Genomic DNA, 13,108 nt, shown 5'->3' with positions numbered 1-13,108 from the left:
GTTCAGTCAGGCACAACCCGATGACAGGGATTGGGGCCGCTTCGCAGCCCGGCGGGAACGAGCGCCCTCGCCACTGGGACCGCTGCACGCTGGAAGTGCTGTTCTAGACGCGTCCATCGGGTAAAAACGGCCTGTCTGCGGGCATGGCGACGCACCAATACCGTGCAATACTCCCTGCCGTCACAAAATGGCGAAAAATCCTACATAAGTCAGGCAATCCAGCTCCGTCGATCCCGCTTTTGCCGAGACTTATGCCTGAATTTTGTGGTTTATAGAGTGAAAATTTCTGTCGCCGGCTTTTTATACTGCACGCCCCGCTGATCTTGCAGGATGTGTCCTGGAAGACGGTTTTGCCCACGAGGCCGAGCCGGTTATGGGAAGCGGTGACTTATCAGTCATTGCTTCGACACTCGGTGGCTATATCCAATAACAAGACGAGGTGGTACCCCTATGCCAGTTGGCAATCATCTGCCCCACGGCGAGACCGCTCAGGGCGGCCCGCTCAAACGTGAACTCGGCGAACGGCATATTCGCTTGATGGCACTCGGAGCCTGTATCGGTGTCGGTCTGTTTCTCGGTTCGGCCAAGGCCATTGAGATGGCAGGGCCGGCGATCATGCTGTCCTACATCATCGGCGGCCTGGCCATTCTGGTCATCATGCGCGCCCTCGGCGAAATGGCCGTGCACAACCCGGTTGCCGGTTCGTTCAGCCGTTATGCCCAAGACTACCTCGGCCCTCTGGCAGGCTTCCTGACCGGCTGGAACTACTGGTTCCTGTGGCTGGTGACCTGTGTCGCTGAAATCACCGCCGTGGCGGTGTACATGGGCGTCTGGTTCCCCGACGTACCGCGCTGGATCTGGGCGCTGTCGGCCCTGGTCAGCATGGGCACCATCAACCTGATCGCGGTCAAGGCCTTCGGTGAATTCGAGTTCTGGTTCGCCCTGATCAAGATCGTCACCATCATTGCGATGGTATTGGGTGGCATCGGCATCATCGCCTTTGGCTTGGGCAACGATGGGGTGGCGCTGGGCATTTCCAATCTCTGGACCTATGGCGGCTTCATGCCCAATGGCGTGCAAGGCGTATTGATGTCCCTGCAAATGGTCATGTTCGCCTACCTCGGCGTGGAAATGATCGGTCTGACCGCCGGTGAAGCGAAGAACCCGCAAAAGACCATTCCCGATGCGATCGGCTCGGTGTTCTGGCGGATTCTGCTGTTCTACGTCGGCGCACTGTTCGTGATCCTGTCGATCTACCCGTGGAATGAAATCGGTACCCAGGGCAGCCCGTTCGTGATGACCTTCGAGCGTCTGGGAATCAAGACCGCCGCTGGCATTATCAATTTCGTGGTGATCACGGCGGCGCTGTCGTCCTGCAATGGCGGCATCTTCAGCACCGGGCGCATGCTCTACAGCCTGGCGCAGAACGGTCAGGCCCCGGCCGGCTTCGCCAAGACCTCGAGCAACGGCGTGCCGCGTCGCGCGTTGCTGCTGTCGATGGGCGCCTTGTTGCTGGGCGTGCTGCTCAACTACCTGGTGCCTGAAAAGGTGTTCGTCTGGGTGACGGCGATTGCGACCTTCGGTGCGATCTGGACCTGGGTGATGATCCTGCTGGCCCAGCTCAAATTCCGTAAGGGCCTGAGCGCCAGCGAACGTGCGGGCTTGAAATACCGCATGTGGCTGTACCCGGTCAGTTCTTACCTGGCGCTGGCGTTCCTGGTGCTGGTGGTCGGTCTGATGGCCTACTTCCCGGACACTCGCGTGGCCTTGTATGTCGGCCCGGCGTTCCTGGTGCTGCTGACCGTGTTGTTCTATGTGTTCAAGCTGCAACCGACCTCTGCGCCGCAGGGTGCGATGCAGTCGGCTTCGTAAGTCGTCACGCCTGAAACGCAAAAGCCCCGGTCCATTGGCTGGGGCTTTTGTATTTTTGCAGATCAACTCGGCATCGACAGGCGCACGCGATCTGCTCAGGCAGACGCTGTCACCGTCTGCGATCTTTTGATGGTCTGATTCAAGCGCTTGTTGAACTCCAACCAGGCCCCCAGCAACGCCATCAACCCGGCCCCCACCAGCGCCGTGAAGATCTGCATGGCGAAGGCATCGTCGGTCATCGCATTGATCATGTCCGCCAGGGGCGCCAGCAGCACGCCGAGGCAGAAGATTTCCAGGGAAAACCGCCCCATGCGGCAGCTTTGCCGGGCCAGCCAGTTTTTCGTCCAGCCGGTGTCGGGCAGCAGTTTCGCGGTGACGTAGGCCAGCGCCAGAAAGTGCAACAGGCGCACGGGTGACAGGTTGGTCTTGCTGATCGGGTACAACAGGTTGCTCAGACTGGCCGGCATCAGCGCATCGTGGATCTGCGGCCAGCGCCACAACACAGTCAGCACGCCGGCGACCACAACGTATACCGCTGCCGTCATGAACAAAGGCTGGCGAATCAAAGGTCGAGTCTCGGGCACGCGCGAGCGCTGTGAGTGAATCGCCGCCGCGCCACCGAGCACGAACAGCAATTGCCAGGCGACAGGGTTGAAGTACCACACGCCGTCCTTGATGGCGGCCAGGTTCCAGCCCAGCCACTGCGCCAGCAGATACACCGTCAATGACCCCGCCACCACGGCCCAGGGCTTGCGCACCAGCAACGGCAGCACCAGCGGTAACCCGGCCAGCAGCACGATGTACAGCGGCAGCGGGTCCATCAGGTTCGGTTTGAAGCGCAGCAGCAGTTCATCGATCAGGGCCTGTTGCGGGCTGGCGATGAAGTGGTGCATGCCCATTTCCTCCACCAGGTCCCGGGTCTCCACGTGACTGTTGGCGAAGAACACAATGCCCATCAGCATCGCCAGCAGGAAAATATGCACCACGTAGAGCACCCAGGCCCGGCGCAGGATTTTCACGCAGGTGATCAGGAACCCCTCGCGGGCGAGGATTTTGCCGTAGGCCAGTACCGCGGCATAACCGGCCAGAAACACGAAGACTTCAGCCGCGTCGCTGAAGCCGAAGTTGCGCAAGGTGATTTGACCCAGAGGGTTGTGGGGCACGTGATCCCAGAAAATGAAGATCAGTGCCAGACCGCGAAAAAAGTCGATCCGGTGATCGCGCTCGAACGTCATGACATCAGGCTCTTGAACGGGGGTTAAACAAAGGAGTCCGGAAGGGGGCGAAAGGTTGCGCCCCGGCACATCGGCGGCGCGCAGGGTGGCGTGATTCGCCGACAAATGCAAAGTCGGGATATTTCGGAATGTCTCGCAGCGTTTAACCGCTGGTCTGAAAGGCCCTCACGCCTGTGATTTCTGACAGTAGACAAGCTCAAATGTAGGTGGACGTACTGGGTTCCAACACAGGGTTGTCAGCATGAGACGGGTGCGCAAAGGCTTGTCCGGCGACTGGGTGATCGGCGTTGCGAACACGCGGATTCACCGGCCCCTCGCTGTGGTCAAACACATGGGCGGCGGCAAAGACCGGCCTGGGCCTTAGCATGGGCAGATTCAGTGATTTCTTCGTCAGGGAACTCGGTCGCCGTCAGGTCTGGCTGTTTTTCCTGCTCGCGACCTTTTTGTATGTGCTGCCGCTGATCCTGGCAGACTTCCCCTACATCGATGACAACTGGCGCTCGCTGTCGGCAGGGATGGCCTGGGCCGAACAGGGGCGATTGTTCGCCGAGCTGTTCTACAACGCGCTGACCTTCAGCAACGCCGCGCCGAACATCTTTCCGTTGCCGCTGTTGATCGCAACCGTGGCCATGGCCTCGGCACTGACCAGCCTGACCTTTCATTACTTCCGTCAACCGACGGTCGCCAGTTGTCTGGTGCTGTTGCCGCTCTGGTACAACCCGTTCTTCCTGCAAAACCTCTCTTATCAGTACGACGGCCCGATCATGGTCCTGAGCGTGGTGGCGGTGATCTACGCCATCACCTTTCGCCACCCCTCGCGCAATGTGCAATGGCTGGTGCCGTCATTCCTGATTGCACTGGCGCTCGGGTTGTATCAGGTGAGCCTCAATGTGTTTCTCGGCCTGTGTTGCCTGGAAGTGTTGCGGGCCGCCAATGACAAAGTGGCCTGGCCGCAGTGGGGCGGTCTGATCGGCTGGAAGTTCGCTCAACTGGTGCTGGGCGGGTTGATCTACGGCGTCAGCGCTTACCCCTTCATGGGAGAGGGGCGCACGCTGTTGCTGAACGGGGGCGCGCAACCCTTGCTGCAAATCCAGATCAACATCGGCCGGGTGCTGGAGAAAGTGGTGTTGCTGTTCCATGGCGGGTTTGCCTGGGTGTTCGCCGGATTGCTGCTGTGCGCCATTGCCGGTGCGGTTCGCCTGGGTTCACGGGTTGTGCGGCGTCCGGACAGTGGACCGAAGAAACTGTTGATCGGCCTGCTCTGTGTGCTGAGCGTGCCCATGGTGCTGCTGTTGGTGTCGGGGGTTGCCCTGTTTTTCCGCGACTTCAACGAAGGCGCCAGAACCTTGATGGGCTTCGCGGTCTTGCTGGTGCTGATGTTCTACCTGGCTCATCTGGCACTGGCCCCCCTGCACGAGCGATTGCCGCTGCTGTTGGTGGTGCCGCTGTTGGCGATGCTGTCACTGTCGTTCGCCTATGGGCGTGTGCTGACGCTGCAGAAAACCTTCGCCAGCAGCGCGCTCTACAGCCTCGAGTACGACATCGCCAGCCATCGGGCGCTGCGCGAGGCCAAGCGCATTTACCTGTCGGTGACCTATTCCGATCATTGGTTAACGGGGGCCGCGGGCTCATTCAAGCACATGCCGGTGTTGCACTATCTGCTGAACACCGACTTTTACATGCTGGCCGAAAACCTGCCCAAGGTGGGCATCACCAACGTGGTCGCGGAGAAGGAGCGGCGTAACGCGACGAAGGTGGGGTATCAAGGCTTTCCCTCGCTGGTAGAGAGCCGGTACTACCGGATCTACCTGATCGGGGATTACGGTTTTATCGTGATGAAGGAACCGGCCCCGATCAAAACGCTTCGCTGGTGAAGCGCGGTGACGGGGCCGTGGCGGTCAAGCAGCCGCGATCTCATTGGGCTCGAAACTGTCGGCCCGCGCCATCTGCCACATCCGCGAGTAAAACTCGCCATTCACTTCACCGTTCAGCAACTCCCCTGGTTTCAGGGACACATGCAACTGCGAGAACAGTTTGATCTCGGTTGCCGACATGCGCCGCACCAGGTGTTTGGCCGACAACTGCGACGGATGTTCGAGGCCCGCGGCGGCGAGCATCTCCGCCAGGCCCTTGAGGGTGTTGCGGTGGAAGTTGTAGACGCGCTGGGCCTTGTCCGGCACCACCAGCGCCCGTTGGCGCAAGGTGTCCTGGGTGGCAACACCGGTCGGGCATTTGTTGGTGTGGCAGCTTTGCGACTGGATGCAGCCGATGGCGAACATGAAGCCACGCGCCGAGTTGGCCCAGTCGGCGCCGATGGCCAGGACGCTGGCGATGTCGAAGGCGCTGACGATCTTGCCGCTGGCGCCGATTTTGATCTTGTCCCGCAGGTTCAGGCCAACCAGGGTGTTGTGCACGAACAGCAACCCTTCGCGCATCGGCACGCCGATGTGGTCGGTGAACTCCACCGGGGCGGCGCCGGTGCCGCCCTCCTTGCCGTCGACCACGATGAAGTCCGGGAGAATGCCGGTTTCCAGCATGGCCTTGGCGATCCCCATGAACTCCCATGGATGGCCGAGGCAAAACTTGAAGCCCACCGGTTTGCCGCCGGACAGCTCACGCAACTGCTGGATGAAGTGCATCAACTCGATAGGCGTGGAAAACGCGCTGTGACGTGACGGCGAGATGCAGTCTTCGCCCATCAGGATGCCGCGGGTATCGGCGATTTCCTGGGTGACCTTGTGCTTGGGCAGAATCCCGCCGTGGCCCGGTTTGGCGCCCTGGCTCATCTTGATTTCGATCATCCGCACCTGCGGCGTCTGTGCCTGCGCCGCGAAGCGTTCGGGGTCGAAACGCCCGTCCGCGGTACGGCAACCGAAGTAGCCGCTGCCCAGTTCCCAGGTCAGATCGCCGCCGTGTTCGCGGTGATACGGGCTGATGCTGCCCTCGCCGGTGTCATGGGCGAAGTTGCCGAGTTTGGCGCCCTGGTTCAAGGCGCGGATGGCGTTGGCACTGAGCGAGCCGAAGCTCATGGCCGATATGTTGAACACCGACGCGGAATACGGCCGGGTGCATTGCGGGCCACCGACCATCACGCGGAAACTGGCGGGGTCGCTCAAGGGCGCCGGACGCATGGAATGGCCGATGAACTCGAAGCCCGATTGATACACGTCGATCAGGGTACCGAACGGCTTGTCGGCGCTTTCATTCTTGGCCCGGGAGTAGACCAGTGAACGCTGGGCCCGGGAAAACGGCAGGGCGTCGCTGTCGGATTCGAGCAGATACTGGCGGATTTCCGGGCGAATGGCTTCGAACATGTAACGAATGTTGCCGAGGATCGGGTAATTGCGGCGAACTGCGTGGGGACTTTGCAGCAAATCGAAAACACCGATCAGGCTGAGTACGCCCGTGACAGCGGTGATCGGCCACAGCCAGTCGTGCTCGAGAAAGGGCAGGCTGGCGAGGGTGAATATCACGCAGACGGCAAAGAAGGCGTAGCGGCTCAGGAGTGACAGACTCATACGGTTTCCGTGGGTTCGGACTCAAATATTCGGCTAAACGCAAATCACTGTAGGCGCGAGCCTGCTCGCGATGAACCAGAGAACACCGCGGGGCATCAGGTTCCCCGCGTTATCGTTCACGATCATCGCGAGCAGGCTCGCTCCTGCAGAAAAGCATTTCAGTGCCATGTCAGGCATTTTGTGCCTGTAGAAAAATCGAAAACAGCTCGGACTGGGATTTGATCCCCAGCTTGCTGTACATGTGTTTCTTGTGGACCTTTACGGTTTCGATGGAGATATCCTGGCTGCTTGCTGCCCAGTGAAAGGCACAGCGTGCGGTCGCCTTCGAGCTGACAATTAAACTGGATTTCGTCCGCCACGACATTCACACGAAAGTAGCGTTGATAGTACTCGGTGAGTTCGAAATGCTCCGGCGCCACCTCCGACAGGCGATGTTGTCCAACGAAAGTGTCATGCCTCTACCCCTATCGTGTTACCCCGGCGGCGTAATTCCCCGCCTGCTGGCTTGCCGCGCATACTGGCGCACAGGCAGCGACCGGGCAATCTTTGCGCCGCCCGGCATCCATGACAAGGAATACCCATGAAGGTCGAACTCGCCCAATTGGCGGGCCGTGACAACGACACGGCCTGCAACCAGGCGTTTGCGCGGATCCTTTTTCGTTCAGGCTTGAATGGCTTCGTGTTTCGCCCGCGTCTTGTCTTCGTGCTTCTGCTTGTCACTCGGAAGGGCGTTGATGCAGTAGTTGATGTAGTAAAAGGTAAAAAGCCCGGTATAGACCAGGTTCATACGCAGCTCGAAGTTGTGTACAGCCAAGGCGTAAGCCTTCAGCACCCGCCGCACGCGAAAGCACCAGAGCAGGGAAAGTGCTGCGAGTAATAACAACAGGATACCGGTCAGCACGAGCGCATAGAGATGGGGGACGACGCTGATATATCCGATTGCCCCGATTAGGGCCAGGTAGCCGATAAAAAAGGCCGAACTCATGGTTTTTATGTGAGTGACATCCTCCAGTGCGGTAAAGGTTTTATACATCCAGATGTTCAAATAGAGCCCACCTGTCAGTAGCCCCAACAGAACGAGATGAAATGTCTTGGTGTCGATTTTTTCTTTCAGCGTTGAGATGTCGGACATGCAGGGGTTTCCATAGGCTGCGAACGGGGTGATGGACCGTAGAAAATCGGTGCAAACACGCTACCAAACTCGTTCGTGGGAAATTTCCGGACTTGTCAGCGGACCGTTCTGGTCCTTGACGAGACTCAGCCCTTGGCCGAGGCAAAAAGGCGTGGGATTCTGTACGGCCCTCACATGGACCCTTGGTCAGCGATGTCTTTTCCTACTGAAGTTTCTCTCATTGATTCCGGACTTATCCACATCGCCGCCGCCCTGCTGATCGGCCCCGACGGCCGTACCTTGCTGGTGCGCAAGCGTGGCACCGAGGCGTTCATGCAGCCGGGGGGCAAAATCGAGGCCCATGAGCAACCGGTCCATGCCCTGGCCCGTGAGCTGGAAGAGGAGTTGGGTTTGATCATTGATCCAGCCTGCGCGACTTTTCTCGGGCAGTTCTCGGCTCCGGCTGCCAACGAACCGGGTTTTGTCGTACAGGCGGAAATCTATCTGCTGACCATTGATGCCGACGTTTCCCCGGCGGCAGAGATCGAAGAAGTGATCTGGATCGACCCGGCCACCGATGGCAATGTCACCCTCGCGCCATTGACACGTGACCTGATCCTGCCGTTTTATCGGGCTTCGCTGACCGCGATCGCCTGATCATCCACGCCAAGGAACTGCCATGATCCCACTTCAGGATTTACTGATTTTCGCCGCTGCCGCGTTGCTGATGGTCCTGACGCCGGGGCCGAACATGATCTATCTGATCTCCCGTTCGATCTGCCAGGGACGCAAGGCCGGTGTGACGTCGTTGCTGGGTGTGGTCTCGGGTTTTTTCGTGCACCTGTTCGCCGCGGCGGCCGGCTTGACCGCTGTGTTCCTGGCGGTGCCGATGGCTTATGAAGTGTTGAAATGGGCCGGCGCGCTGTACCTGCTGTGGCTGGCCTGGCAAGCGGTGAAACCCGGTGCGCGGTCGCCGTTCGAGGCACAACAGTTGCCGCCGGATTCGTCGCGCAAACTGATCACCATGGGTTTTCTGACCAGTGCCCTGAACCCGAAGATCGCGGTGTTCTACCTCTCGGTGTTTCCGCAGTTCATCAGCCCCGAACACGGTTCGGTGTTCACCCAAAGCATCGTGCTGGGCCTGACCCAGATCAGCGTCAGTTTCTGCGTCAACCTGCTGATCGCGCTGTTTGCCGCGGGCATCGCCTCGTGGTTCGTCAGCAACCCGACCTGGCTGGCGCTGCAGCGTTATTTCATGGGCTTCGTGCTGTCGGCGCTGGCGCTGCGGCTGATGCTTGAACAACGCCGGATGGCTTGAACATGTGGATCGAACGTCTGGATGCCGGCCACGCCCTGGCTTACCGGGAGTTGATGCTCGAAGCCTATGACCGTCACCCGCAGGCGTTCACCTCCAGCGTGCGCGAGCGTGCCTCCATGCCCTTGCAGTGGTGGGAGTCACGCCTGACCAGCAAGCTGGATCCGGTGTTCGGCGCGTTCGAAGAGGGCAGGATGGCGGGCATTGTCGGGCTGGCTCTGGAGACTCGGGAAAAGGCCCGGCACAAGGCGACGCTGTTTGGCATGTACGTGTCCGCCGATGTCCGTCAGCGCGGGCTCGGCTATCAGCTGGTACAGGCGGTGTTGGCCGAGGCGCAGCAGCATCCGGAACTGCGGCTGATCAAACTGACCGTCACCGCCGGCAATGACGCCGCGTTCAACCTGTACCGCCGTTGCGGGTTCATCCAGTTCGGGCTTGAGCCGATGGCGGTGCGGGTGGGCGAGGAGTACTTCGACAAGATTCACATGTGGCGTGAGATCCAGGCACATCGCCAACCCCTGTGGGAGCGGGCTTGCCCGCGATAGCGGTCTGACATTCAAAGCATGTGTCGACTGACCTGACGCCATCGCGGGCAAGCCCGCTCCCACAGAGGGTGTGGTGGTCTAGCGAACCGCGCTAACCCCATCCAGCGTCGAAAACGACGTGTCCTTCGCCGTCAGCAGGAAATCGCGCATGTACGGCGCATCCAGCATGTCGGTGCGAACGGCCGCGTACAGCGTCGCGAACAGTCCTTTCTCGCCCAGCCGCTTGGCCTTCACGTAACCCCGTGAGCTGTACTCGTGCAGCGCCCAATGGGGCATGCCGCAGACGCCGCGTCCGCTGGCCACCAGCTGCATCATCATCACCGTCAGTTCCGATGTGCGCACCTGCGCCGGTTCGATATCGGCCGGTTCCAGGAAACGGGTGAAGATGTCCAGGCGGTCGCGTTCCACCGGGTAGGTGATCAGGGTTTCCGTGACCAGGTCTTCCGGGACGATGTAGGCCTTGCTCGCCAGACGGTGCTGGTTGGCCACGGCGAGCATTGCCTCGTAGGTGAACAACGGCACGTAAGTGATCCCCACCAGGTCCAGCGGATCGGAGGTCACCACCAGGTCGAGATCGCCACGGGCCAGGGCCGGCAACGGCGCGAAGGAAAACCCCGACGCCAGGTCCAGCTCGACTTCCGGCCAGGCGTCGCGGAATTGATCGATGGTCGGCATCAGCCACTGAAAGCAACTGTGGCACTCGATCGCCATGTGCAAGCGACCGGCGGTGCCACCGGCCAGCCGCGCGATGTCGCGTTCGGCGCCACGCAGCAGCGGCAGGGTGGCGTCGGCCAGTTGCAGCAGGCGCAAGCCGGCGCTGGTGAAGCGCACCGGTTTGGTCTTGCGCACGAACAGTGGCATGCCCATGCGCTCTTCCAGTTCCTTGAACTGGTGGGACAGCGCCGACTGGGTCAAATGCAGGCGATCGGCCGCATCCACCAGGCTGTCGGCTTCGCGCAAGGCGTGCAGGGTCTTCAGGTGACGGATTTCAAGCACCGTAGGCTCCATGAGGAAAACTTGTGATCAACACGAAAAGGTTGAGTTTGTCTCATGTTGCCCTGGCTGTCGACAATAGCGCCATCTTTTAAGGGAGCAAACTCACCATGGCCTTGGCCCACACCCTCGGTTTTCCGCGCATCGGCGCCGACCGCGAATTGAAAAAAGCCCTCGAATCCTACTGGAAGGGCGATCTCGACCAGGAGGCGCTGCAAAGCGTCGGCCGCCAGTTGCGCGCCACCCACTGGCAATTGCAAGAAGACGCCGGCATCGACCTGCTGCCCGTCGGCGACTTCGCCTGGTACGACCAGGTACTGACCCACTCCCTGGCCTTCGGTGTGATCCCCGAGCGCTTCGACAGCACCCGGGACGCGCACGGCCTGCCGACCCTCGACACCCTGTTCGCCATGGCCCGTGGCGCCACGGCGACCTGCTGCGGCGGTGAGCATGGCCAGACGCAATACGCCCAGGAACTGACCAAGTGGTTCGACACCAACTACCACTACCTGGTCCCGGAATTCAGCGCCGAGCAGCCGTTCAAGCTGAGCTGGGAACAGCTGTTCGACGAGGTCGCTGAAGCCAGGGCCCTCGGTCACAACGTCAAACCGGTGATCATCGGCCCGCTGACGTACCTGTGGCTGGGCAAGGCCAAAGGCAACCCTTTCGACAAGCTCGACCTGCTGGAACGCCTGCTGCCGGTGTACAACGAAATCCTCGGCCGCCTCGCCGCCCAAGGCGTCGAATGGGTGCAGATCGACGAACCGATCCTGACCCTCGACCTGCCGCAAGCCTGGAAAAACGCCTTCGAACGCGCCTACCACATCCTCCAGTATTCGCCGCTGAAAAAACTCGTGGCGACCTACTTCAGCGGTCTGCAAGACAACCTCGGCCTGGCCGTTGGCCTGCCGGTGCAAGGTCTGCACATTGATGCGGTGCGCGCGCCCGACCAACTGCTGCATGTGCTCGATCGGCTGCCGACCTACAAGATTCTCTCGGTGGGCCTGGTCAATGGCCGCAACGTCTGGCGCTGCGAACTGGAGCCGGTCCTCGCGCAACTGCAATTTGCCCAGGAACGCTTTGGCGACAACCTGTGGGTCAGCAGTTCCTGCTCGCTGCTGCACAGCCCGGTGGATGTGGAGCGTGAAGACAAACTCGATCCGGAACTGAAAAGCTGGCTGGCGTTTGCCGTGCAAAAGTGTGGCGAAATCGCTGTGTTGCGCGATGCCTTGAACGATCCTCAGGCGCCCAAGGTGCAAGCCGCCCTGGCGGAGAGCCGCGCCGTTCAGCTCAGCCGCGCGGAGTCGCCGCGCATCCACAAGGCCGACGTGCAGGCACGTGTCGCGGCGATCGGCCCGAACGACAGCCAGCGTCATGCGCCGTTTGCCAAGCGCATCGAACAGCAGCGTGCACGCCTGAAACTGCCGGCGTTTCCGACCACCACCATCGGCTCGTTCCCGCAGACGGCATCCATCCGTCTGGCGCGCCAGGCCTTCAAGCAAGGCAAGCTGTCGGCCAATGACTACAACGATGCCATGCGCCACGAAATCCGCCACTCCGTGCAGATCCAGGAGCGCCTGGGGCTGGATGTGCTGGTCCATGGTGAAGCCGAGCGCAACGACATGGTCGAGTACTTCGCCGAACAGCTGGATGGCTACCTGTTTACCCGTTTCGGCTGGGTGCAGAGCTACGGTTCGCGCTGCGTGAAACCGGCGATCATCTACGGTGACCTGAGCCGACCGAACGCCATGACCGTCGACTGGATCACTTATGCACAGGGCCAGACCGACAAGGTCATGAAAGGCATGCTCACCGGGCCCGTGACCATGCTGATGTGGTCGTTCCCCCGTGAAGACGTGTCGCGCAAAGTCCAGGCGCAACAACTGGCCCTGGCCCTGCGTGACGAAGTGCTGGACCTGGAAGCCGCAGGCATCAAGATCGTGCAGATCGACGAAGCCGCGTTCCGTGAAGGCCTGCCGCTGCGTCGGGCGCAATGGCAGGAATACCTCGACTGGGCGGTGGAAGCGTTCCGCCTGAGTGCCAGCGGTGTGCGTGACGAAACCCAGATCCACACCCACATGTGCTACAGCGAATTCAATGACGTGATCGAAGCCATCGCGGCCATGGACGCCGACGTGATCACCGTTGAAACGTCGCGTTCCGACATGGAATTGCTGGAGGCGTTCAAGGCGTTCGACTACCCGAACGACATCGGTCCGGGCGTCTACGACATCCACTCGCCACGGGTGCCGGACACCGCCGAGATGGTCAAGCTGATGAGCAAAGCGGTGAAGCGCATTCCGGCCGAGCGTTTGTGGGTCAACCCCGATTGCGGTCTCAAAACCCGTGCCTGGCCGGAAACCGAAGCAGCGCTGGTCAACATGGTGGCGGCGGCGCGACAGTTGCGCAGCCAACTGGCCTGATCACTACCCCCCCTGTAGGAGCGAGCCGGCTCCGGGCGGCGTTCCGACGATGGACGTCAACGATAACGCGGGAAGCCGGATACTCAGCGGTGCACC

General features: G+C 60.7%; 10 protein-coding genes and 1 pseudogene. 6 read left to right on the top strand and 5 right to left on the bottom strand.

What is annotated here, in order from left to right; all coding sequences use genetic code 11:
- Nucleotides 1–450: 450 nt before the first annotated feature.
- Nucleotides 451–1,872, top strand: a complete 1,422-nt coding sequence (locus tag JQF37_RS23430; RefSeq protein WP_130207531.1) for an amino acid permease — start codon at nt 451–453, stop codon at nt 1,870–1,872.
- Between the two features lie 95 nt (nt 1,873–1,967).
- Here JQF37_RS23430 and JQF37_RS23425 read toward each other — a convergent pair whose 3' ends face one another.
- A complete protein-coding gene (locus tag JQF37_RS23425; RefSeq protein ID WP_130207533.1) occupies nt 1,968–3,107 on the bottom strand; it encodes an OpgC domain-containing protein in 1,140 nt (379 codons plus the stop codon).
- Nucleotides 3,108–3,472: 365 nt separating this feature from the next.
- Between JQF37_RS23425 and JQF37_RS23420 the strand changes: the two genes are divergently transcribed.
- Nucleotides 3,473–4,981, top strand: coding sequence for a glucosyltransferase domain-containing protein (locus JQF37_RS23420; protein WP_130207535.1), 1,509 nt, complete (start codon nt 3,473–3,475; stop codon nt 4,979–4,981).
- 24 nt (nt 4,982–5,005) lie between these two features.
- Here JQF37_RS23420 and JQF37_RS23415 read toward each other — a convergent pair whose 3' ends face one another.
- From JQF37_RS23415 to JQF37_RS23405, 3 genes and pseudogenes are all read right to left on the bottom strand, one after another.
- Nucleotides 5,006–6,625 (bottom strand): FMN-binding glutamate synthase family protein, encoded by a 1,620-nt coding sequence (locus JQF37_RS23415; protein ID WP_130207537.1) that lies wholly within the window; start codon nt 6,623–6,625, stop codon nt 5,006–5,008.
- Nucleotides 6,626–6,794: 169 nt separating this feature from the next.
- Nucleotides 6,795–7,059: pseudogene (locus tag JQF37_RS23410) on the bottom strand (LuxR C-terminal-related transcriptional regulator); the annotation flags it as partial.
- A 227-nt stretch (nt 7,060–7,286) separates the two neighbouring features.
- Entirely contained in the window at nt 7,287–7,757 is a 471-nt protein-coding gene (locus tag JQF37_RS23405; protein ID WP_130207539.1) for a hypothetical protein, read from the bottom strand.
- A 192-nt stretch (nt 7,758–7,949) separates the two neighbouring features.
- Here JQF37_RS23405 and JQF37_RS23400 point away from each other — a divergent pair, with 192 nt between their 5' ends.
- The 3 genes from JQF37_RS23400 to JQF37_RS23390 are packed head-to-tail and all read left to right on the top strand — an operon-like array spanning nt 7,950 to nt 9,596.
- Nucleotides 7,950–8,393, top strand: a complete 444-nt coding sequence (locus JQF37_RS23400; protein ID WP_130207541.1) for an NUDIX domain-containing protein — start codon at nt 7,950–7,952, stop codon at nt 8,391–8,393.
- Between the two features lie 22 nt (nt 8,394–8,415).
- On the top strand, nt 8,416–9,054 hold the full coding sequence (locus JQF37_RS23395) for a LysE family translocator (RefSeq protein ID WP_130207543.1): 639 nt from the start codon (nt 8,416–8,418) through the stop codon (nt 9,052–9,054).
- A gap of 2 nt (nt 9,055–9,056) precedes the next feature.
- Nucleotides 9,057–9,596, top strand: a complete 540-nt coding sequence (locus JQF37_RS23390; RefSeq protein ID WP_130207545.1) for a GNAT family N-acetyltransferase — start codon at nt 9,057–9,059, stop codon at nt 9,594–9,596.
- A gap of 78 nt (nt 9,597–9,674) precedes the next feature.
- On the opposite strand, the gene metR is transcribed toward JQF37_RS23390, so the two are convergent.
- A complete protein-coding gene (gene metR / locus JQF37_RS23385; protein ID WP_130207547.1) occupies nt 9,675–10,592 on the bottom strand; it encodes a transcriptional regulator MetR in 918 nt (305 codons plus the stop codon).
- Nucleotides 10,593–10,699: 107 nt separating this feature from the next.
- Between metR and metE the strand changes: the two genes are divergently transcribed.
- The gene (gene metE / locus JQF37_RS23380; RefSeq protein ID WP_130207549.1) at nt 10,700–13,012 is read left to right on the top strand and encodes a 5-methyltetrahydropteroyltriglutamate--homocysteine S-methyltransferase; all 2,313 of its coding nucleotides are present in this window, start codon (nt 10,700–10,702) and stop codon (nt 13,010–13,012) included.
- The last annotated feature ends 96 nt before the right edge of the window (nt 13,013–13,108 follow it).

Origin of the sequence: Pseudomonas sp. MIL9 (genome assembly GCF_016887925.1) — a bacterium.
GTDB classification, from domain to species: Bacteria; Pseudomonadota; Gammaproteobacteria; order Pseudomonadales; family Pseudomonadaceae; genus Aquipseudomonas; species Aquipseudomonas mohnii.
The sequence above is the reverse complement of the archived record's forward strand: the minus strand, read 5'-3'. Positions and strand labels throughout refer to the sequence as shown.